The following is a 19,834-nucleotide window of genomic DNA, read 5'->3' on the forward strand; positions in this document are numbered from 1 at the left end:
ATGGTGGACGTGACGGTGGAGGCGGGTGTGGCTTCGGAGTCGGGCGCCACTGTGGAGTCGGGCGCCACTGTGAAGCCGGGCGCGACGGTGCAGACGGGCGCGGCCTGCGCCCCCGGCCGCCGCGATGCCGAGGCGACCAAGGGAGCCATCGTCCGCGCCGTCCGCTACCTCCTCGCGCGGCACGCGCACGGCGACATCACGCTCAAGGCGGTGGCCGAACGCGCCGGAGTGAGCGCGCCGTTGATCCTCAAGTACTTCGGCAACAAGGACGCGCTGTTCTCCCAGGTCATGTCGTTCGAGACCGACGCGGAGGACTTCTTCGCCGCGCCCGTGGAAGAGCTCGGCCGCCACATGGTCCGCCATCTGCTGACCGGCCAGGCCGAGCGGGGCGCCGACCCGATCCTGCGCATCGTCTTCGCCCCGCTCCACGGCGAGCAGGGGGACATCCTGCGCGCCAACTTCCGCGCGCAGGTGGTGCAGAGGCTGAGCGAACGGCTGCCGGGGCCGGACGCCGGCCTGCGCGCCGAGCTCGCCGTCGGCATGCTGATCGGCCTCGGCGTGATGTACGGCATCGCCCGCGGCCCGCATCTGCGCGCCGCGGAGATCGCCGAGCTCACCGACCGGTACGCACCCGGGGTGCAGGCGTTTCTGACCCCGCGGTGACCGGTGCGGCGTCGGTCGTACGCCGGTCCGCGCTCCGCCGTACGACCACCACCGCCACCAGCCAGCCGATCGCAACGCGCATGCCGAGATCAGCGACCCCGTCCACCCCGCGTACGCGATCGTCGCCGGGCAGAAGGCGTGGACGCTCGCGGAGCGACTGCTGGATCGTTGACAAGTCTTTGCCCGTGGCCGGAATGTTTCCTTCCGTGACGCGGGCCGCTCCCGTACCGGTGCGGTGGGTGGGTGTGTCCCGCTCCCCGCACGCTCTCTGGCCTTGGTAAAGCGCGGCCGAAACCGCGGGGGTCGGCCGGGGCGGCTGTGTTGCCGGGGCGTTGACCGTACGCAATCGGAGGCGCACGCTCGCTTTATAGGTGCTAGATACATCTAGTTCGCCGAGTGGAAGGAAAGCGCATGTGCGGCATTACCGGCTGGGTCTCCTTCGGCCGTGATCTGACGGCCGAGTCCACCACCTTGGACGCCATGACGGAGACGATGTCCTGCCGCGGTCCGGACGACCGCGGTACGTGGACCGGCGGACCCGCCGGGCTCGGACACCGCCGGCTCGCGATCATCGATCTGCCCGGCGGGCGTCAGCCGATGACCGTCGAGACGCCGACGGGCACCGTCGCGATGGTCTACTCCGGCGAGACGTACAACTTCACCGAGCTGCGGCGTGAACTGGCGGGCCGCGGACACCGGTTCAGCACCGAGTCCGACACCGAGGTCGTGCTGCGCGGCTACCTCGAATGGGGCGAGGCGCTCGCCGAGCGCCTGAACGGCATGTACGCCTTCGCGATCTGGGACGCCCGTCACGACAAGCTCGTGATGGTCCGCGACCGCATGGGCATCAAGCCCTTCTACTTCTACGAGACCTCCGACGGCGTCCTGTTCGGCTCCGAGCCCAAGGCGATCCTCGCCAATCCGCTGGCCCGCGCCCGCGTCACCCTGGACGGCCTGCGCGAAGTCTTCGCCACGGTCAAGACGCCCGGCCATGCCGTGTGGGACGGCATGCGCGAGGTCGAACCCGGCACGGTGGTGACCGTCGACCGCTCGGGGCTGCGTCGGCACGTCTACTGGACCCTGGAGACGCGCCCGCACACCGACGGCCGCGACGCGTCGATCGCGCGGGTCCGCGAGCTGCTCGACGACATCGTGCGCCGCCAGCTCGTCTCGGACGTGCCGCGCTGCACCCTGCTCTCCGGAGGCCTCGACTCGTCGGCGATGACGGCGCTCGCCGCGCGCCGGCTCGGTGAGGTGGGAGAGACGGTGCGCAGCTTCGCCGTCGACTTCGTCGGCCAGGCCGACAACTTCGTCGCCGACGAACTGCGCGGCACGCCCGACACCCCCTACGTCCACGACGTCGCGAAGTCGGCGGGCACCGAGCACCGAGACATCGTCCTGGACTCGGACGCGCTCGCGGACCCGGAGGTGCGCGCCAAGATGATCCGCGCACGGGACATCCCCATGGGCTTCGGCGACATGGACGCCTCGCTCTACCTCCTCTTTCGCGCGATCCGCGAGCACTCCACGGTCGCGCTGTCCGGGGAGTCGGCGGACGAGGTGTTCGGCGGGTACCTGCAGTTCTTCGACGAGGAGGCGCGCGCGGCCGACACCTTCCCCTGGCTGGTGAAGTTCGCCGACCACTTCGGGGACGACGCCCGGATTCTGCGCCCCGACCTGAACGCCGCGCTCGATCTCCCCGCGTACGTCAAGGAGGGCTACGCGACCGCCGTCGCCGGGGTCCGGCGCCTGGACGGCGAGAGCGACTTCGAGTACCGGATGCGGAAGATCAGTCATCTGCATCTGACGCGCTTCGTGCGCATCCTGCTGGACCGCAAGGACCGTGCGAGCATGGCCGTCGGTCTGGAGGTGCGCGTCCCGTTCTGCGACCACCGTCTGGTCGAGTACGTGTACAACACGCCCTGGGCGCTGAAGTCCTTCGACGGCAGGGAGAAGAGCCTGCTGCGCGAGGCGACCGCCGATGTACTGCCGCAGTCGGTCTACGACCGGGTGAAGAGCCCCTATCCCTCCACGCAGGACCCCAAGTACGCGATCGCCCTCCAGGGGCACGTCAAGGATCTGCTCGCCCAGTCAGGGCATCCGGTGTTCGACCTCGTGGACCGCGAGGCGGCCGCGCGGGCGGCCGATGTGAGTGCTCCGCAGATCACCCAGCCGTCCCGGCGCGGCCTGGAGCGGACGCTGGACCTGGCGATCTGGCTGGACCTCTACAAGCCGGAGATCGTCCTCTCCTGAGTGCTGCCCGCTCCTCGCCGGTCGCCCGCGCCCTTCGGTCACCGCCCTCCGTGCTCTTCGGGTTCCGCCGAGGCGGCGAGGGTGTCCAGGAACCGCTGGAGCGCGGGCGTCCCGTCCGCGTCGAGGCTCCGCTGGATCGGGGGCACGGTCGCCCCGCGCCGGGAGTCGGAGGCCCGGCACGGGCCGGGGTGCTCCGCGGCGCGGACGGTGACCGCGCGACGTATGAACTCGGCTACCGGCACCCCGAGTTGATCCGCATGCCGCAGGAGCGCGGCGTACTCCTCGGGCGTGAACAAGACCTGCACAGGCTTGGCACCGTCCATGGACGCATGATGCCGCTCGGGCGTGTGTGACGCGGCGCGGTTGGCATATTCGCCCTCGAAGGCGTGAAAACAGGGGAAGAAGCCGTCATGAACGTGGTGTGACCCCGACCGGACGGGGGAATCTCGGTCGGGGCCACATCATGTTCAACGCTAAACCATAGGGCGGTGTTCCCAGGTGAGGGGTCCGGGAGTGTGAGCTGCGTTACCCGTCGGTAGATCTCTGCGGGAGGGTCCGGGATATCTCTGCGGGAGGACCCGGGCGACGCGGGCCGGGTTGTCGGTGCCCCGCCCTGTCGTGGGCGCCATGGCGCTGAGTGACATGGGACGAGCTGAGTGACATGGGACGACCGGAGGTGCTCCGGGCCGTCGAGGAATTCGATCGGCTGGGCCGCGGTGCCTTCCTGAGCCGGTACGGCTTCCAGGGGTCCCGTACGTGTCTGCTCGTGGTCGGCGGGCGGTATTACGACTCCAAGGCCGTCGCCCTGTGCCCGAACTGCCATGCCATGAAGACCCGTGGCAGGAGGCGGTACGAACTGCGGTCGGTCTTCCTCGACGTGGTGCGAGAGCGTCACCGGCGGACGTCGGCTACCGCATCAGCATGACCACCGACGCCGTGACCCCCACCACGACGATGAAGGCGCGCATCGCCGTGGGCGGCAGTCGGCGGCCGTAGCGGGCGCCGATCAGGCCGCCGACCGTAGAGCCGAGGGCGATCAGGCCCGCCGCTGCCCAGTCGATGTCCGCGACCGCGATGAAGACGACGGCCGCGACGCCGTTCACGATCGAGGCGAGGACGTTCTTCGCGGCGTTCAGGCGCTGCAGGTCGTCCTTGAGGAAGGTGCCGAACAGGGCCATGAGGAGGACGCCTTGGGCCGCGCCGAAGTAGCCGCCGTAGACACCGGTGGCGAGGACGCCGCACCACATGGGGATGCCGCCGTCCTTCTTTCCTTCGGTCTTCCGGTCCGCCAGTCTGCGGCTGAGCCAGGGCTGCAGCAGTACGAGGACGCACGCGGTCAGGATCAGGGACGGCACCACCGCCTGGAAGGCGTCGGCGGGGAGCTTCAGCAGGAGCAGTGCGCCGATCAGGCCGCCGATCAGTGATGCCGTGCCGAAGCGGAGCAGGCGCTTGGACTGGCCCTTCATCTCCCTGCGGTAGCCGTACGCGGCGCTGAGCGTGCCCGGCACCAGGCCGAGGTTGTTCGACACATTGGCGACCACGGGTGGGAAGCCGAAGGCCAGCAGGGTGGGGAAGGTGATGAGGGTGCCCGAACCGACCACGGCGTTGAGTCCGCCGGCCGCCACACCGGCGACCCCGACGGCCACCATCTCCAGCGCTTCCACGCGTCACCCTTCTCGCGGAGTTGAGTCGAATCGAATGGCCCGTGCTCCGGGAGTCGTTTTGTGACCCCCGGGTCGACGCCCGTCGCCGGGTCGCCGCCCGGGCCGTCAAAGATCTTGGGGCACGGTCAAAACCCAAGTCAATCCTCGGGTTTCCTTGTATCCCTCCAAGGGATAACTTCATACGCCGTGACTCTCGACGACCTCCGCATCTTCATCGCCGTCTGCCGCGCGGGCAGCCTCAGTGCCGTCGCCCGCGACCTGTCCTGTACGCAGTCGGCCGTGAGCCAGCACGTCAAACGCCTGGAACGGGAACTGGGCGTGAGTCTCCTCGAGCGGCACGCGCGCGGCGTGGTGCCCACATCGGCCGGGCGGATCCTGCAGGGCGCCGCGTCCGACGGGATCGGCGGCATCGACCTCGCCGTACGCAGACTGCGCGAGCAGGTGCGCGGCGACGGCGGCGCGGTGCGGATCACCACCGGGGCCACCTCCGTGCGGCACTTCATGGCCGAGGCCGTCGTCGATTTCCGCGACCGCTACCCGCGCGTCAGCCTGGAGTTCCAGACCGTCAGCTCCAACCGCAGGTCCTTCGACGCGCTCGCCGCCGACGACCTCGATCTCGCCTGGATCACCCTGGGGGAGCCGGTGCGCGGCATCGAGCAGCGGCCCGTCGTCGAACTGCCCTGGGTCCTCGCCGTCCGTGCCGACGACCCGCTCGCCGACCGGCCGCGGGTCGACCCCGCCGAGCTGTCCGCCGCGCAGCTCATCACGCCGCCGGAGAACTCCACGTCGCGAGGGCAACTCGACGCCCACCTCGGCGAGTTGGAGGTGACGCTGCCGACGGTCACCAGTGTCGCCGACTGGGACACCGCCGTCCTCCTCGCGGAGCTCGGCCTCGGCCAGGCCGTCGTGCCCGCACTGCCCGGCTGGCGCGACCACGGCCCAGCGGGGCTGCGCCTCGTCCCGGTTCCTGAGCTGCCGCCGCTGTCCGTCGGGTGGGCGGTGCGTCGCTGGGACGCGCTCAGCCCGCTGGCCCGTGCCTTCGCCGACACCGTCGCCGAGCACTGCGCCCCGCTCGGCCGGGTCCCCGCTCAGGGCGAGAGCCGGGCGGCACGCGTCTGAAGGTAGCGGGCCTCGGGGCGGCTGAGCGTGCCCTGCGCCGCCAACCGGTAGGCGCTGCGGGCCCCTTCGATGTCGCCCGCCCGCTCAAGCAGGTGGGCGCGCACGGCTTCGAGGCGGTAGTGCCCCTTCAACCGCTCCTCCAGCGCCGCCAGTTCACCGAGCCCGGCCCGTGGCCCGTGCACCATCGCGTGGGCCACCGCCCGGCCGAGCTCGGCCATGGGCTCGGGAGTGCGGCGTACCAGGACGTCGTACAGGGCGAGGATCTGCGGCCAGTCGGTGGCGTCCGTGTGCTCGGCCTCGTCGTGCAGGGCGGCGATCGCCGCCTGCAACGGGTAGACACCGGGCGGGCCCTGGGTCAGTGCTTCCTCGACCAGCGCCGTGCCCTCGGTGATCGCCTGACGGTCCCAGAGGGTGCGGTCCTGCTCGTCGAGCGGAATCAGCTCGCCGTGCGGCCCCGTGCGGGCGGCCGTGCGTGCCTCGGTGAGCAGCATCAGTGCCAACAGGCCCGTCACCGCGCCCTCTTGGGGCAGCAGCCGACGCACGGAGCGCGTCAGGCGGATCGCCTCGCGCGCGAGGTCGGCGCGGTGCAGGGTGTCACCGGAGGTGGCCGTATAGCCCTCGTTGAAGATCAGGTACAGCACTTGGAGGACCACGGCAAGGCGTGCGTCGCGGTCCTCGGGCCCCGGCTGCCGGAACGGCGTCCCCTTGATCCTCCCCTTGGCTCTGCTGATCCGCTGCGCCATCGTCGCCTCGGGCACCAGGTGCGCGCGGGCGATCTCCGCCGTCGTCAGACCACCGACGGCCCGCAGCGTCAGGGCGACCTGCGCGGCCGGGCTCAACTCCGGGTGGCAGCACAGGAAAAGCAGCGTGAGCGTGTCGTCGTCCGAGGGGGCGCGGCTCTCGCCCGGCGGGGGAGCGGTGAACGCGTCCTGCGGGGTGAGCAGCGCCGCGTCCTCCTCGCGCCGCCGCCGTGCCTCGTCGGCGCGCAGCTGGTCCATGAGGCGGCGCGAGGCGACCCTGATCAGCCAGCCGCGCGGATTGTCGGGCACCCCCTTGTCCGGCCACTGCCGCGCCGCGGCGAGCAGCGCCTCCTGCACGGCGTCCTCGGAGGCGGCGAAGTGTCCGTACCGGCGCACCAGCGCGCCGAGGACCTGCGGCGCGTGCAGGCGCAGCAGGTCCTCGACCCCGGTCCTCCGTCTCAACATTCGCCGCCCGAGGCGTCCTGGATCGGACGGATCACGACGGGCGGCTCGACGAGACCCTCGGGCCCGGGGCACTCCGTGATGCGCTTGGCGATCTCGGTGACCCGGTCGAGGCTCTCGCAGTCGACCACCCAGTAGCCGGCGAGGACCTCCTTCGTCTCGCCGTAGGGACCGTCGGTGATCACCGGGCGGCCGGCCTTGTCCTTGCTGACGAAGCGGGCCTGCGCGGGCTCGGTGAGACCCTGCGCGTCGACGAGCTCACCGGACTCGGCGAGATCGTTGGTGATCCCGCCCATGAAGGCGAACATCGCCTGCAGTTCCTGCTCGCTCCAGGCCGGGCTGTTCCCGGAGGGCTTGCCCGTCATCGCTTCGTAGTCGGCCTGCGAACCCTGGACCATCACCAGATACTTCATGACTTCGCTCCTCGACTGCGCCGTCACCCCTCGTGGGCGACTCTCACGGGGGACGTCGGAGCGGGCGCCGCGTTCTCGACATCTCGCGGAAGAAATTTTATCGGCGGAGGGGGCCGAGTTCGCGGCGAAGCGGTCCACCGGGGATGTTCAGCCCATGTGCACGGGTGCCGCGCCCTCGGCCGCCCGCTGCCTGCCCGCGGTGATGGCCAGGCCGGTGACGGCGAGACCCGCCAGGAACATGGCTCCCGCGCCGACGAAGGCCAGGGTGTAGCCGTGGGTCAGTGCGTCCGCCGCCCTGGCCGTCAGGCCGTGGTCCTCGGTGGCCAGGCCGCGGTAGAAGGAGGCCGCCGCGTCCGGCAGCCGGTCATTGGCCCCCGAGGTGGAGACCGTCGACAGGACGGCGAGGCCGAGGGCGCCGCCGATCTGCTGGGCGGTGTTCAGGAGAGCCGAGGCGATGCCCGCCTCCTGGTGCTGGACGCCGCTGACCGCGCCCAGCGTCATCGGGACGAAGCCCGTCCCGAGACCGAGCGCGGTCACGAACATCGCGGGCATCAGATGGCCCGCGTACGACGACTCGGGGGTGAGCGTGGCGAACCAGAACATGCCCGCGGCCGCCACGAGCAGGCCGGGCCCGGCGATGGCGCGCGGCGCGAGACGGGCGACCAGCTTGGCGCTGAGCGCGGTGGCGACCCCCATGCCGAGGCTGAACGGCAGGTTGGCGACGCCGGCCTCGACCGCGCTGTAGCCGAGGATCAGCTGCATGTAGAGCGTGAGGAAGTAGAAGGTCGCCATCATGCCGGCGCCGATGAACAGCATCGTGGCGTAGGAGCCGGAGCGGTTGCGGTCCTTGAAGAGCCGCAGCGGCATCAGCGGATGCGCGCTGCGGCCCTGCACGCGCAGGAAGGCGCTGAGCAGGACGGCCGCGAGGGCGAAGCAGCTCAGGGTCGGGCCCTCGGTCCAGCCGTGCTCGCCGCCGCGGGTGATGCCGTAGACCAGCGCGATCAGACCGCCGGTGCCGGTCAGCGTGCCGGGGAGGTCGAGGCGGCCACGGTGGCGCTCGGCCTCGACGAGCGTCCTGGTGCCCGCGAGGACGGCCAGGCCGATCGGGATGTTCACGAAGAACACCCAGCGCCAGTCCAGGGCGTCGGTGAGGACGCCGCCGAGCAGCAGGCCGACGGTGGCTCCGATGCCGGCCATCGCCGCATAGACGCCCATGGCCTTGTTGCGCGGCTTGCCCTCGGGGAACGTCGTGGCGATCAGGGACAGGGCGCTGGGTGCCGCGACGGCCGCGCCGACGCCCTGCAGGACGCGCGCGCCGATCAGCAGGCCCGTGTTCGGGGCGAGGCCGCCGAGCAGGGAGGCCAGGGTGAACAGGACGATGCCGGCCTGGAACATCAGCCGCCGCCCGAAGAGGTCGCCCGCGCGGCCGCCGAGGAGCAGCAGTCCGCCGAAGGCCAGGGCGTAGGAGTTGACGACCCAGGCCAGGTTCGCGTCGGACACGTCCAGGGCGGTCTGGACGCTGGGCAGGGCGATGTTGGTGATCGTGCCGTCGAGGACCACCATCAGCTGGGCCGCGGCGATCACGAACAGGGCGAGGCCGAGGTGACGGCCGCCGCCGGGCGGGGCGCCGGTCGTGCCCGACGGCGCGGGGGTGGTGACAGCGGTGCTGTCAGCAGGCATGAAAGAGCTCCAGAACGAGGCGTGGACACATTTCCCCGGAACGGAGAACAGACATGGAAGGGCTGCTTCCATTCCGGGTCCAGGGGTGGTGGTGCACCGCTGCCAAGCGCGGAACACCGCAATGCAATACGCGTGGCGTGCCGGTGATAATGCGGCACGGCTCGGGACTGCGGGAAAGGCGAAGCGAAACCCTAACACCAGATCACTGCAGGTAGAGGCCCAGTTTGGGAAGTTTCCGGAAAGTCGCCGACGGGCTTGACTTTTCCCTCCTTTTCCCAGGCTGGCGATTTTTTCGAGGCTATTGATTTCGCTTGCGCTTTCGCTGCGAGTGTGTGCAATGAGGGGAGTGTGGGTGCGACTTCGTGTTCACACTTTTCGCGTGATGGCAACTTGGACTAACGTTCTCCCGTTGCCCGCGGAGGCACGGGGCACGGATGCGGAAAGCGGGGGTGGAGGAGGACATGGCGGTCGACATCGGGGTGTTCCTGCCGATGCTGCGGGCGGACGGAGAGGGGCAGGCCGGGGAGTTCGCCGCGGCCGCGCGCCGGGCGGAGGAGCTCGGCTTCGAGTCCGTGTGGGCGGGCGACCACCTGGTGGGGCGCGTCCCGGTGCTCGACGCGACGGTCACGCTCGCCACGGCCGCGGCGGTGACACGCCGCATCAGGATCGGCTACGGCGTCCTGACCGCCCCCGTCCGCCAAGTCGCCCACCTCGCCAAGCAGCTCGCCAGCCTCCAATTCCTCTCCGGGGGAAGGCTGTTGCTGGGTGCCGACACCGGCGGCAGTGCCTGGACCCAGTGGCGCGGCGGGCTCGCCGAGACCCCCGTACGGGCGGCGACCGGCGTGCCGTACGACGAGCGCGACGAGCGGACCGACCGCGTGCTCGAGCAACTGCGGAGCCTGCTCGTGGCCCACCCGACGGAGGTCGGCGACGCGGAGCTGGTCCTGAAGCCGCGCGTGAACTGGCCGCCCTTCCTCATCGGCGGCGAGTCGGACGCCGACCTGCGGCGCGCGGTCCGGTTCGGCGGCTGGTTCCCGAACCTCGCCTCCCCGGCGTACGTAGCCCGGACGGTGCCCCGCCTGGCGGCGCTGGCTGCCGAGACCGGTCGCGTCGTCCGGCCGACGGTGAGTGTCGCCGTCCCGTCGGCCCTCGACGCCCCCGGCACCCGCGGGCGGCGGACCCCGGCGGCCGGAAACGTGCTGCGCCGCTACGGCATCGACGCCGAACGCGCCGCCGCCATGCCGGTCGACGGCACACCGGAGCGGGCCGCCGAGAAGATCGTCGAGTACGGGCGGGCCGGAGTCGATCGGCTCGTCCTCGGATTCCCCGACGCCGATTGGCGTACGCAGTACGAACTGGCCGCTCAGGCAGTGGAGTTGGCGCGGGCAGAGCTGCCGATCCGGCGGACCGCCACCGCGGGGAACCAGACCAGCTGCGGCGGCTGGGCGCGGGTCACCCTCGACGTCGGGCGCGAGAGGGGAACGTACACCTTCGTCAATCCGCTCGGCATGGACGTCCTCGACGCCGCTCTCGCCGGGGCACTGGAGGAAGGAGTGCGCGAGGGGCTCGCGGGGGAGGCCCGCACGGTGCGCGTGCACCGCGCGTGGGTGCACGAAGTCGACGCGCACGAGCGGGTGTTCCGCGACGCGGGCCGCGCGGCCGTGAGCGAGGCGCTGGCCGCGGAACGCGCCGGTAGGAGCCGGTGACGGACCGCGCACCGGCCCGCTCCCTCGGCCTGATCGAGGCCGCCGTCGGCATCGTGGCGGCGGCCGGATTCGGGGTCACCGAGGTCTGGGTGCCGGCGTCGGCGCGGTGTGCGGGACGCTGACGGGGATCGTGCGGCCCGAGTCGAGCCTGCGGGAACCGTCCGCAGGGGAGCGGCCCGCGGGGTGGCTGCACGTGCCCGTCACTCCTCCTGGGAGTCCGTCACTCCTCCCTCCCGCGAGTCCGTCACTCCTACTGCGAGCGCGTCGCGCCGCCGACCGGCTCCTCCTGCGGGTCCGGAGGAGGAGCGCTGCCGTTTCCGTTCCGCTTCTCGTCGCCGTGGCCGGGCCACCAGGCCGCGTGGCCGATGAGGGCCGTCAGCGCCGGGGTGAAGACCATCGCCATCACGAAGGCGGCGATGACGATGCCGAAGGAGAGCGAGAAACCCATCTGGGAGAGCGTCGAGTTGCCCGCCAGCATCAGCGTCGCGAACGTACCCGCGAGGATCACTCCCGCCGACCCGATGGTGGGCCCGGAGTGGCGCACCGCCGTGCCCGCCGCGTCGTGCGGGTTCCGGCCCTCGCGGGCCTCCTCGCGAAGCCGCGACACCATGAGGATGTTGTAGTCCGTGCCGAGCGCGACCACGAACAAGTACATGATCACGGGCAGCATGAACATCAACCCGGGCTGGCTGCCGATCTGTTGGAAGATCAGCGAGGTCGCGCCGAGCGTCGCGCCGAAGCCGAGTGCGACGGACAGCATCAGGTACCAGGGCGCCACCAGGCTGCGCAGCAGCAGGCCGAGGATCACCATGATGGCGAGCGCCGCCACCGGGAAGACCACCGAATAGTCGCGGTCCACCGCCTTGTTGATGTCGACGTACACCGCGGTGGTCCCGCCGACGAGCGCCTGCGTGCCGGCCGGGGCGTCGTCGTGCGCGGCGGGGCGCAGCCGGTCCTTGACGGTCGCTAGTGCCTTGTCGGAGGCCGGCGTTCGAAGACGATGATCGCGCCGATGTTCTGCTGCTTGGGGAACTCCTTCTCCTGCACGTCGGCCGCGCGAATGGACTCGTAGTGGTCGGGAAGGAAACTCGCCTCGTCGCTGCTGGAGGTGAGCTTCGGTGCCAGCGAGATCACCGCGCCGGCCACCACCACCCACGCCAGGATGATCCACCAGGGGCGGCGGACCACGAATCGACCCAGGCCTGAGAACATCGGCTACTGCCTCTCCTCGCCCCCGAGGCATCACAGTCGTGTCCCGCCCAGCATCGGCCGGAGCGGGCGGCCCCGCCACTCGAGCCGCCGTATTCCGGTCAGGCTCGTGGTGGCGGGGCGCCCGGGGCGTGCGGGGGCGCCGTCAGAAGTTGATCATGTGCCCGGCCAGGCCGTGCACCGCTTCCTTGACGGCCTCGCCCAGCGTCGGGTGCGCGTGGACGTTGCGCGCGACCTCGTGGACGGTGAGGTCCCACTGCTGGGCCAGGGTGAGCTCGGGCAGCAGCTCGGTGACGTCCGGGCCGATCAGGTGGGCGCCGATGATCTCGCCGTACTTCGCGTCGCTGATGATCTTCACGAAGCCGACGGTGTCGCCGAGGCCGTGCGCCTTGCCGTTGGCCTGGAAGGGGAACTTCGCGACCTTGACGTCGAAGCCCTTCTCCTTGGCCTGTGCCTCGGTCCAGCCAAAGCTCGCGATCTGCGGCTGCGAGTAGGTGGCGCGCGGGATCATCGGGTAGTCGAGTTCCATCGTCTCGGCGTCCGCGAGGGTCTCCGCGGCCACGACGCCCATGGACTCGGCGGTGTGCGCCAGCATCAGCTTCGCGGTCACGTCGCCGATGGCGTAGATGTGCGGGACGTTCGTGCGGCAGCGGCCGTCGACCTCGATCGCGCCCCGCTCGGTGAGCTGTACACCGGTCGCCTCCAGGCCGTAGCCGGTGACGTTCGGCGCGAAACCGATGGCCTGCAGGACCTTGTCCGTCTCCAGGATCTGCTGCTTGCCGTCCTTGCCGGTGACGGTGACCTGGACCTGCTCGCCCGACTCGTCGATCGACTCCACGCGCGTCGAGGTCAGCACGTCGATGCCGAGCTTGCGGTACTGCTTGGCCAGCTCCTTGGAGACGTCCGCGTCCTCCAGGGGCGCGACGCGGTCGAGGAACTCGACGATCGTGACCTTCACGCCGTAGTTGTGCAGGACGTACGCGAACTCGATGCCGATCGCGCCCGCGCCGGCGATCACGATCGACCGCGGCAGCGAGTCGGCGAGGATCTGCTCCTCGTACGTGACCACGCGCTCGCTGCGGCTGGTGCCGGGCAGCAGGCGGGGCGTGGCGCCGGTGGCGATGATGCAGTTGTCGAAGCCGATGGTGGCGGTGGTGCCGTCGGACTTCGCCACCTGCAGCGTGTTCGCGTCCAGGAACGTGCCCCGGCCGTCGAACTCCGTGATGCCGTTCTTCTTCATCAGGAAGTGGACGCCCTTGACGCGGCCGTCCGCGACCGTGCGGCTGCGGCTGAACGCCTCGCCGTAGTCGAAGGAGACCTGTCCGTCGACCTTGATGCCGTACGTCTTCTGCTCGTGCGTGAAGAGGTGGGCCAGCTCGGCGTTGCGCAGCAGCGCCTTCGTCGGGATGCAGCCGACGTTGAGGCAGACACCGCCCCAGTACTTCTCTTCGACGACCGCTACGCGCTTGCCCAGCTGGGCGGCGCGAATGGCGGCCACATAGCCGCCGGGTCCTGCTCCGAGCACGACGACGTCGAAGCGGTCTTCCATGGGGAGGTCCTCTCTGGGTGGTACGGATCCTGTGGTGCGGATGGCTCTGCCACGATCATGCGCCATGCGGGGGCTCGGACGGCGGCCGGGTGGGGCACACCACAGTCCCTGTCGCGACCCGTGCGCCACACGCGGAGCCCGGACACCTTCTCAACCACCTTTCCCCCTGGGCTCGTTGGACTTCCGGGAGTCGGTTCACCCGAACGTGGATCACTGGATAGTGTCACGACAAGGAACACGTTCCGTGAATCCTGCGGGAGAGGTGGAGAGCGCACTGTGGCCAGTGACAACCAGCCCGAGACGGTGTCCATTCCGTCCGTTCCCTACGACACCCCGACCTCGGCGCGCGCCTACGGCTGGATGCTGGGCGGCAAGGACAACTACGAGGTGGACCGGAACTTCCTGCTCGCCACTCTGCCGTCGTTCCCGGAGTGCGTCGACATCGCCCGGCAGAACCGCGAGTTCCTCTTCCGCGCGGTGCGCCATCTGACCCGTGAGGCGGGCATCCGCCAGTTCATCGACATGGGCTGCGGACTGCCCACCGACGACAACGTCCACCAGGTCGCACAGCGCTTCGCCCCCGACGCCCGCGTCGTCTACGTGGACATCGACCCTGTCGTCCTCGCGCACGGCCGCGCCCTGCTCGCCGACGACTTCTCCACGACCGTCATCACCGGCGACATGCGGGACCAGGACGCGATCCTCGAACACCCCGACGTGGTGCGGCTCATCGACTTCGACGAGCCGGTCGCCGTGCTCTTCCTCTCCGTGGGCCACCACCTCGTCGACGCCGACGGGCCCCGCCGCATCCTGCGGACCGTCGTCGACCGCGCGGCCCCGGGCAGCCTCCTCGGCTTCTCGCAGGTGGTCGCCGACGACCCCGAGCGGGGCGCGGCGATGACCGCGCACATCTCCGGCGGCGGCGTCCCGTGGCAGACGCGCACCCCCGCCGAAGTCGACGCCCTGCTCGACGGCTTGGTGCCCGTCGAGCCCGGCCTGGTCAACCTCGTCGACTGGCGCCCCGACGCCGACCAGCCGCCGCTCGCTCCGGTCCACCCGGACCTCGTGCCGTACGTCGGCGCGACCGACTCCAACAAGGGGATCTACGAGTACGGGGGCGTGCTGCGCAAGCCGTGACGGAACGAGAAGAGGCGAGGAGGGGCGAGAAGGGGCGGAGGAGGGACGAGAAGGGACGAGAAGGGACGAGGGCGGATGAGAAAGGGTGAGAGGGCCCGGTCCAGAGGCTGTTGACCCGACGTGCGAGGTCGTCCCACAATGACGACCATGATCCAGCACCTCACCGCCGCCGTACGGACGTTCGGCGTCCCGTGGCGGCGCGGGTGCGAGCGATCGGGCCGCTAGCTGTACGGACTCCGCTCCGCAGCGCCGTACGCCCGTTCCCTCACCTCGAAGGATCAGACCTCCATGACTGCCCCCGTCACCACCTCCTTGCGTGAAGCACGCGTCCCCGCCGACGGCATGTACGAAGGCCGCCGCACCCTGCGCCGTCTGCCCGACGACCGGCAGGAGCGCCCGTACGCACTCTTCGACGTCCTGCCACAGGGCCGCCTCATCGGCGCCGAGATCCGTGGCGTCGACCTGGCGCGGCCGCTGACGTCCGCGCTGCGCGAGGAGCTGAACCGCGCCCTGCTGGAGTGGAAGGTGCTGTTCTTCCGCGGCGCGGGCATCACCGCGGAGCAGCAGCGCGCCTTCGCCCTCAACTGGGGCGAGCTGGAGACCAATCCGCTGCTCGCGCGCGGCTCCGCCGACGACGTCGTCCGTTTCGACAAGGGCGGCAGCGCGGCACCCACGTACGAGAACGTCTGGCACGCGGACGTCACCTTCCGCGAACGCCCGGCGCTCGGCGCGGTGTTGCAGCTGCGCGAGGTGCCGCCCTTCGGTGGCGACACCCTGTGGGCCGACATGGCCGCCGCCTACGACAACCTCTCCGACGCCGTCAAGGAGCGCATCGACGGCGCGCGGGCCGTGCACGACTTCATTCCCGGCTTCGCCCGCTTCTACGGCCCCGAGCTCCTCGCCCCGCACCAGGACCGCTTTCCGCCCGTCACTCACCCCGTGGTGCGCACGCACCCGGAGACCGGGCGGCGGATGCTCTTCGTGAACACCTCCTTCACGACGCACATCGTCGGCATGGAGCGCGAGGAGAGCGACCGGCTCCTCGCCCACCTCGTGCGGCAGGCCCATGTCCCGGAGTACCAGGTGCGGTTCCACTGGCAGGCGGGTGACGTCGCCTTCTGGGACAACCGCGCCACGCAGCACTACGCCGTCGACGACTACGCCCCGCACCGACGGGTCGCGGAGCGCGTCGCCATCGCCGGCGACCGGCCGTACTGAGCCCCAGGGGTCGACGCGGGAAGGCTCAGGTCTCAGTCGTCGACTCCCAGCGGATCTCGCCGTCCTGGACCGTGTCGGTGGGGGTGAGACCGGCCGCCTTCGCGACGGCCGCGGACGCCCCGTGGTCGGGATGGACGTGTGCGACGACCGTGCGCACGTCCTGACCGGCCAGCCAGTTCACCAGGCCGCGGGCCGCCTCGGAGGCGAAGCCGCGCCCCTGCCAGGGCGTCCCGACGACCCAGGCGATCTCCGCGCGGCGGTCTGCCCGGCCGACCGTCGCCTGCACCGTCCCGACCAGGCACGGGCTCTCCTGCTGGCGCAGGCGCAGGACCCAGTTGCACCAGGAGACGCCGGGGTCGGGCGACCCGGCGATCATGCGGCGGTAACGGGCGCGCAGGGCCTCGACGTCATCAGGGGAGCCCCCGATGAAGGTGTGCAGCGCGGGGTCTCCGAGCACCAGGGCCATTTCGTCTGCGTGCTCGACGCGCAGCGGCACGAGGTCGAGGCGGGCCGTTCGAATCTCGGGGAGGATCATGGGCGCATTGTGCCGGGTTCCTCACGAGGTTTCGCGAGCGCCCTGCCGCTCCGTCGTGCCGAGCCGGGCCGCGACGGAGCGGACCGCTTCCGCGAGCGCGTCCGCGATGTCGGGAAGCCTCGGTGCGGTGCGCGAGGTGGGGCCCGCCACCGCGATCACCGCGCGCAGCCGCCCGCCCACCAGGACCGGACGCGCCGCCGCCGTCACGTCGGGGAGTGTCTCGCCGCGGTTGAACGCCACGCCCGCGGCACGGACTTCGGCCAGTTCGGCCCGTGCCGCGTCGAGCGCGGCGGGATCGCCGATCAGCGTCCGCAGGTATCTGTCGCGCCAGGACGGCGGGCGATGGGCGAGCAGCACCTTGCCCGCGCTCGGCGGATACAGCGGGCGGCGGGTGCGCAGCGGCGCGGAGTAGCGGATCAGCTGGTGCGACTCGGCGGCCGTCGCGTACACCAGGGAATCGCCCACGGCGGTGCCGAGCATGGCCGTCTCGCCGAAGTGGTCGCGCAGCGCTTCGAGCGTGGGGAGCGCGGCGCCCGCGAGATCCGGCGAGGGACTCGGCAGGAGGTCCCCGAGAGCGGGGCCCAGACGGTACACGCCCTGCTCCTCGACCAGATAGCCGGTCGAGACAAGGCCTTTGACCAGGCCGAACACCGACGACTTGGGGGCTTCGAGGACATCGGCGAGCTCCTGCATACGGGCGCCGCCGCGTCGTGAGACGCACTCAAGGATGCCCGTCACCCGGCTCACGGTCCTGTGCTCCCTGGGGGCGCCTCCCTCGCTCACGATCCTTCTCCCTCTCGGTGATTCTTCACGGCTGGTTCTTCACGGCTGGTTCTTCACGGCTGGTTCTTCACGGTTGGTTCGTGTTGGTTCGTCGCGGGTGGCTCTTGACCGGCCGATCCCACGGCTCCTAGCCTCCCGTATATCCGACTCGGCGATCGTATATACGAACTGAGGCAGTGATCCATGGACTTCGCCCCGACCGAGGAGCAGGAGGACATCCGCCGTGCCGTCGCCGATCTCGCCGCCCGCTTCCCGGACACATACTGGGCGGATCACGACGAACGGGCGGTGTTTCCCCAGGAGTTCTACGACGCCTTTGCCGAAGGCGGCTGGCTGGGCATGGCGATCCCCGAGGAGTACGGCGGGGGCGGGCTCGGCATCCTGGAGGCGTCCGTGCTGCTCCAGGAGATCGCCGCTTCCGGGGCGGGGATGAACGGCTGCAGCACCCTGCACCTGACCATCTTCGGCCTCAACACCCTGGTGAGGCACGGCAGTCCGGAGCTGCGCGAGGAGATCCTGCCGCGCGCCGCCGACGGCTCGCTGCACGTCTGCTTCGGCGTGACCGAACCCGACGCGGGCACGGACACCACCCGCATCTCCACTGTTGCCCGCCGCGACGGCGACGACTACGTCATCAGTGGCCGCAAGGTGTGGATCACCAAGGCGGGCCACTCGCAGAAGATGGTCCTCATCGCCCGCACGGCGCCGCGCTCCGCGAAGCGTCCCACCGACGGCATGACGCTGTTCCTCGTCGACATCGACTCCGAAGCCGTGCGGTTGAGGGCCATCCCGAAGATGGGCCGCAACGCCGTCGCCTCGTACGAAGTCCTCATCGACGAGCTGCGCGTGCCCGTGACCTGCCGCGTGGGGGAGGAGGGGCAGGGCTTCCGGTATCTGCTCGACGGCCTCAACCCCGAGCGGATCCTGCTCGCCCACGAGGCCCTCGGCATCGGCAGGGCGGCGCTGCGCAGAGCCACCGACTACGCACGCGCGCGTGTCGTCTTCGACCGTCCCATCGGGCAGAACCAGGGCATCGCCTTTCCGCTCGCCGAGGCCGCCACCCGGCTCGACGCCGCCGAACTCATGGCCCGCAACGCCGCCTGGCGCTACGACCGCGGACTGCCGTGCGGCAAGGAGGCCAACATGGCCAAGTGGCTGTGCGCGGACGCCGGTTACCAGGCCGCGGACCGGGCCGTGCAGACGCTCGGAGGGATGGGGTACGCGAAGGAGTTCCACGTGGAGCGGTACTTCCGGGAGGCACGGCTGCTGCGCCTCGCCCCGATCAGCCAGGAGATGGTGCTCGCCTATGTGTCCGGCCATGTGCTGGGCCTGCCGAAGTCCTACTGATGATGTCGCACGCCGTGCCGACGAAGTCACACGTCCTACCGACGACGTCACACGCCCTACTGATGAGGTCGCACCGATGACGAATCCGCAGCCTGCGTCGAGCACATCCGGTGGTACTCCTGGCACATCCGGTGGCGCCCTCGCCGGGCTCAGGGTCCTGGACCTGTCCCGGGTCCTCGCGGGCCCCTACTGCGCGCAGATGCTCGCCGACCACGGCGCCGACGTCATCAAGGTCGAGCCGCCTGCCGGTGACGAGACACGGGGCTGGGGGCCGCCGTTCGTCGCCCCGGACACCTCCGCGTACTTCCGGAACCTCAACCGCGGCAAGAAGAACATCGTCGTCGACCTGTCGGTGCCCGAGGGGCGCGAGATCCTCGACACCCTGCTGCGCGACACCGACGTCCTCGTCGAGAACTTCAAGGCGGGCACGCTGGCCAAGTGGGGTTACCCCGACGAGGAGTTGAGGCGCCGCTTCCCCGCCCTGATCCACTGCCGCGTCACCGGCTTCGGCACCGACGGACCGCTCGGCGGACAGCCCGGCTACGACGCGGTCCTCCAGGCCTACGGCGGCCTGATGAGCGTCAACGGCGAGGCGGACGGACCGCCGCTGCGGGTCGGCGTGCCCGTCGTCGACCAGGTCACAGGGATCCTCGCCTTCTCCGGCATCCTGCTCGCCCTGCACGAACGCCATCGCTCCGGACTCGGCCAACTCGTCGACTGCACCCTCCTGGACACGGCGATCAGCCTGCTCCACCCGCACTCGGCGTCCTGGCTCGCGGACGGCACCGTGCCGCGCCGCAGCGGCTCCGCGCACCCCTCCATCGCGCCGTACGACTCCTTCGCCGCGGCCGACGGACCGGTGTTCATCGCGGTGGGCAACGACCGGCAGTTCGGCGCGCTCACGGACGTACTGGGCGTACCGGGGCTCGCGGACGACCCGCGCTTTCGCACCAACCCGGACCGCGTGCGCCACCAACAGGAGCTGCGGGCGGCCCTGGAGAAGGCCATCGCCGCGCACCCGCGCGCGGACCTCGCCGCGCTGCTCACGGCCCGCGGTGTCCCCGCCTCGCCGGTGCACGACGTCGCCGAGGCCCTGACCGCACCTCAGGTGCGCCACCGCGGTCTGGTCGTCGAGTCCGGCGACTACCGCGGGCTCGCCTCGCCGGTTTCCCTGTCGCGCACACCGGCGCGGGTGCGGCCGCGGGTGCGGGGGGCCGGGGCGGATACGCGGCAGGTGTTGGAGGGGGTGGGGTACGCGGAGGAGGCCATCGGCGGGGCGGTCGAGCGGGGCGTGGTGCGTGCGACCGACACCCCGCAGGAGCGGACCGGCACCGGCGTCGAACCTTGATTGTCAGT

Annotated in this window: 19 protein-coding genes and 1 pseudogene; 10 read left to right on the forward strand and 10 right to left on the reverse strand. The window is 70.9% G+C overall.

Annotated features, from left to right (window positions below; all coding sequences use genetic code 11):
• Both AB0B50_RS27135 and asnB read left to right on the forward strand, forming a co-directional pair.
• Window positions 1-663, forward strand: coding sequence for a TetR family transcriptional regulator (locus tag AB0B50_RS27135; protein WP_362337160.1), 663 nt, complete (start codon window positions 1-3; stop codon window positions 661-663).
• A gap of 411 nt (window positions 664-1,074) precedes the next feature.
• Complete coding sequence (asnB, locus tag AB0B50_RS27140) at window positions 1,075-2,916, forward strand: asparagine synthase (glutamine-hydrolyzing) (protein ID WP_362337162.1); 1,842 nt, start codon at window positions 1,075-1,077, stop codon at window positions 2,914-2,916.
• 38 nt (window positions 2,917-2,954) lie between these two features.
• Here the strand turns inward: asnB and AB0B50_RS27145 are convergent, their stop codons facing one another.
• The gene (locus tag AB0B50_RS27145; RefSeq protein WP_362337164.1) at window positions 2,955-3,239 is read right to left on the reverse strand and encodes a hypothetical protein; all 285 of its coding nucleotides are present in this window, start codon (window positions 3,237-3,239) and stop codon (window positions 2,955-2,957) included.
• Window positions 3,240-3,577: 338 nt separating this feature from the next.
• Here AB0B50_RS27145 and AB0B50_RS27150 point away from each other — a divergent pair, with 338 nt between their 5' ends.
• Entirely contained in the window at window positions 3,578-3,841 is a 264-nt protein-coding gene (locus AB0B50_RS27150) for a hypothetical protein (RefSeq protein ID WP_362337167.1), read from the forward strand.
• Here the strand turns inward: AB0B50_RS27150 and AB0B50_RS27155 are convergent.
• A complete protein-coding gene (locus AB0B50_RS27155) occupies window positions 3,825-4,580 on the reverse strand; it encodes a sulfite exporter TauE/SafE family protein (RefSeq protein ID WP_362337170.1) in 756 nt (251 codons plus the stop codon). The two genes, AB0B50_RS27150 and AB0B50_RS27155, sit on opposite strands and share 17 nt — an antisense overlap.
• A gap of 186 nt (window positions 4,581-4,766) precedes the next feature.
• Here AB0B50_RS27155 and AB0B50_RS27160 point away from each other — a divergent pair, with 186 nt between their 5' ends.
• Window positions 4,767-5,699: a LysR family transcriptional regulator gene (locus tag AB0B50_RS27160; RefSeq protein ID WP_362337173.1), complete on the forward strand. Its 933-nt coding sequence runs from the start codon at window positions 4,767-4,769 to the stop codon at window positions 5,697-5,699.
• Here AB0B50_RS27160 and AB0B50_RS27165 read toward each other — a convergent pair.
• From AB0B50_RS27165 to AB0B50_RS27175, 3 genes are all read right to left on the reverse strand, one after another.
• Window positions 5,669-6,904 (reverse strand): sigma-70 family RNA polymerase sigma factor, encoded by a 1,236-nt coding sequence (locus tag AB0B50_RS27165; RefSeq protein ID WP_362337176.1) that lies wholly within the window; start codon window positions 6,902-6,904, stop codon window positions 5,669-5,671. The genes AB0B50_RS27160 and AB0B50_RS27165 overlap by 31 nt on opposite strands.
• A complete protein-coding gene (locus AB0B50_RS27170; RefSeq protein WP_362337179.1) occupies window positions 6,898-7,314 on the reverse strand; it encodes a YciI family protein in 417 nt (138 codons plus the stop codon). Before AB0B50_RS27170 ends, AB0B50_RS27165 begins: the two co-directional genes overlap by 7 nt.
• 147 nt (window positions 7,315-7,461) lie before the next feature.
• Entirely contained in the window at window positions 7,462-8,994 is a 1,533-nt protein-coding gene (locus AB0B50_RS27175; RefSeq protein WP_362337182.1) for an MFS transporter, read from the reverse strand.
• A 461-nt stretch (window positions 8,995-9,455) separates the two neighbouring features.
• On the opposite strand from AB0B50_RS27175, the gene AB0B50_RS27180 reads away from it, so the two are divergent.
• Complete coding sequence (locus AB0B50_RS27180) at window positions 9,456-10,700, forward strand: LLM class flavin-dependent oxidoreductase (RefSeq protein WP_362337185.1); 1,245 nt, start codon at window positions 9,456-9,458, stop codon at window positions 10,698-10,700.
• Entirely contained in the window at window positions 10,697-10,822 is a 126-nt protein-coding gene (locus AB0B50_RS27185) for a hypothetical protein (RefSeq protein WP_362337188.1), read from the forward strand. The genes AB0B50_RS27180 and AB0B50_RS27185 overlap by 4 nt, the downstream gene beginning before the upstream one ends.
• Window positions 10,823-10,950: 128 nt before the next feature.
• Here AB0B50_RS27185 and AB0B50_RS27190 read toward each other — a convergent pair.
• From AB0B50_RS27190 to lpdA, 3 genes and pseudogenes are all read right to left on the reverse strand, one after another.
• Window positions 10,951-11,685 (reverse strand): annotated as a pseudogene (locus AB0B50_RS27190) (MMPL family transporter); the annotation flags it as partial.
• Window positions 11,667-11,912, reverse strand: coding sequence for a hypothetical protein (locus AB0B50_RS27195; RefSeq protein ID WP_362337809.1), 246 nt, complete (start codon window positions 11,910-11,912; stop codon window positions 11,667-11,669). The pseudogene AB0B50_RS27190 and the gene AB0B50_RS27195, both read right to left, overlap by 19 nt.
• A 142-nt stretch (window positions 11,913-12,054) precedes the next feature.
• Window positions 12,055-13,458, reverse strand: coding sequence for a dihydrolipoyl dehydrogenase (gene lpdA, locus AB0B50_RS27200; RefSeq protein ID WP_362337191.1), 1,404 nt, complete (start codon window positions 13,456-13,458; stop codon window positions 12,055-12,057).
• Between the two features lie 276 nt (window positions 13,459-13,734).
• Between lpdA and AB0B50_RS27205 the strand changes: the two genes are divergently transcribed.
• Together AB0B50_RS27205 and AB0B50_RS27210 are read left to right on the forward strand one after the other, a co-directional pair.
• Window positions 13,735-14,595 (forward strand): SAM-dependent methyltransferase, encoded by an 861-nt coding sequence (locus AB0B50_RS27205; protein ID WP_362337194.1) that lies wholly within the window; start codon window positions 13,735-13,737, stop codon window positions 14,593-14,595.
• Window positions 14,596-14,883: 288 nt separating this feature from the next.
• Window positions 14,884-15,813 carry a TauD/TfdA family dioxygenase gene (locus AB0B50_RS27210; RefSeq protein WP_362337197.1) on the forward strand — a complete coding sequence of 310 codons (930 nt, stop codon included), beginning with the start codon at window positions 14,884-14,886 and terminating at the stop codon, window positions 15,811-15,813.
• Between the two features lie 25 nt (window positions 15,814-15,838).
• Here AB0B50_RS27210 and AB0B50_RS27215 read toward each other — a convergent pair whose 3' ends face one another.
• Both AB0B50_RS27215 and AB0B50_RS27220 read right to left on the reverse strand, forming a co-directional pair.
• Window positions 15,839-16,348: a GNAT family N-acetyltransferase gene (locus AB0B50_RS27215; protein WP_362337200.1), complete on the reverse strand. Its 510-nt coding sequence runs from the start codon at window positions 16,346-16,348 to the stop codon at window positions 15,839-15,841.
• Window positions 16,349-16,369: 21 nt separating this feature from the next.
• Entirely contained in the window at window positions 16,370-17,131 is a 762-nt protein-coding gene (locus AB0B50_RS27220; protein ID WP_362337203.1) for an IclR family transcriptional regulator C-terminal domain-containing protein, read from the reverse strand.
• Window positions 17,132-17,314: 183 nt separating this feature from the next.
• Between AB0B50_RS27220 and AB0B50_RS27225 the strand changes: the two genes are divergently transcribed.
• Both AB0B50_RS27225 and AB0B50_RS27230 read left to right on the forward strand, forming a co-directional pair.
• Window positions 17,315-18,478, forward strand: a complete 1,164-nt coding sequence (locus tag AB0B50_RS27225) for an acyl-CoA dehydrogenase family protein (RefSeq protein ID WP_362337206.1) — start codon at window positions 17,315-17,317, stop codon at window positions 18,476-18,478.
• A gap of 76 nt (window positions 18,479-18,554) precedes the next feature.
• Window positions 18,555-19,826, forward strand: coding sequence for a CoA transferase (locus AB0B50_RS27230; RefSeq protein WP_362337209.1), 1,272 nt, complete (start codon window positions 18,555-18,557; stop codon window positions 19,824-19,826).
• Window positions 19,827-19,834 lie beyond the last annotated feature (8 nt).

Origin of the sequence: Streptomyces sp. NPDC041068, from assembly GCF_040647455.1 — a bacterium.
Classification (GTDB): domain Bacteria; phylum Actinomycetota; class Actinomycetes; order Streptomycetales; family Streptomycetaceae; genus Streptomyces.

Coding starts and splice junctions, on each gene's coding strand:
- AB0B50_RS27135 (WP_362337160.1), top strand. CDS start 1: ATGGTGGACGTGACGGTGGAGGCGGGTGTGGCTTCGGAGTCGGGCGCC.
- asnB (WP_362337162.1), top strand. CDS start 1,075: ATGTGCGGCATTACCGGCTGGGTCTCCTTCGGCCGTGATCTGACGGCC.
- AB0B50_RS27145 (WP_362337164.1), bottom strand. CDS start 3,239: ATGGACGGTGCCAAGCCTGTGCAGGTCTTGTTCACGCCCGAGGAGTAC.
- AB0B50_RS27150 (WP_362337167.1), top strand. CDS start 3,578: ATGGGACGACCGGAGGTGCTCCGGGCCGTCGAGGAATTCGATCGGCTG.
- AB0B50_RS27165 (WP_362337176.1), bottom strand. CDS start 6,904: ATGTTGAGACGGAGGACCGGGGTCGAGGACCTGCTGCGCCTGCACGCG.
- AB0B50_RS27170 (WP_362337179.1), bottom strand. CDS start 7,314: ATGAAGTATCTGGTGATGGTCCAGGGTTCGCAGGCCGACTACGAAGCG.
- AB0B50_RS27175 (WP_362337182.1), bottom strand. CDS start 8,994: ATGCCTGCTGACAGCACCGCTGTCACCACCCCCGCGCCGTCGGGCACG.
- AB0B50_RS27180 (WP_362337185.1), top strand. CDS start 9,456: ATGGCGGTCGACATCGGGGTGTTCCTGCCGATGCTGCGGGCGGACGGA.
- AB0B50_RS27195 (WP_362337809.1), bottom strand. CDS start 11,912: ATGTTCTCAGGCCTGGGTCGATTCGTGGTCCGCCGCCCCTGGTGGATC.
- lpdA (WP_362337191.1), bottom strand. CDS start 13,458: ATGGAAGACCGCTTCGACGTCGTCGTGCTCGGAGCAGGACCCGGCGGC.
- AB0B50_RS27210 (WP_362337197.1), top strand. CDS start 14,884: ATGACTGCCCCCGTCACCACCTCCTTGCGTGAAGCACGCGTCCCCGCC.
- AB0B50_RS27215 (WP_362337200.1), bottom strand. CDS start 16,348: ATGATCCTCCCCGAGATTCGAACGGCCCGCCTCGACCTCGTGCCGCTG.
- AB0B50_RS27225 (WP_362337206.1), top strand. CDS start 17,315: ATGGACTTCGCCCCGACCGAGGAGCAGGAGGACATCCGCCGTGCCGTC.
- AB0B50_RS27230 (WP_362337209.1), top strand. CDS start 18,555: ATGACGAATCCGCAGCCTGCGTCGAGCACATCCGGTGGTACTCCTGGC.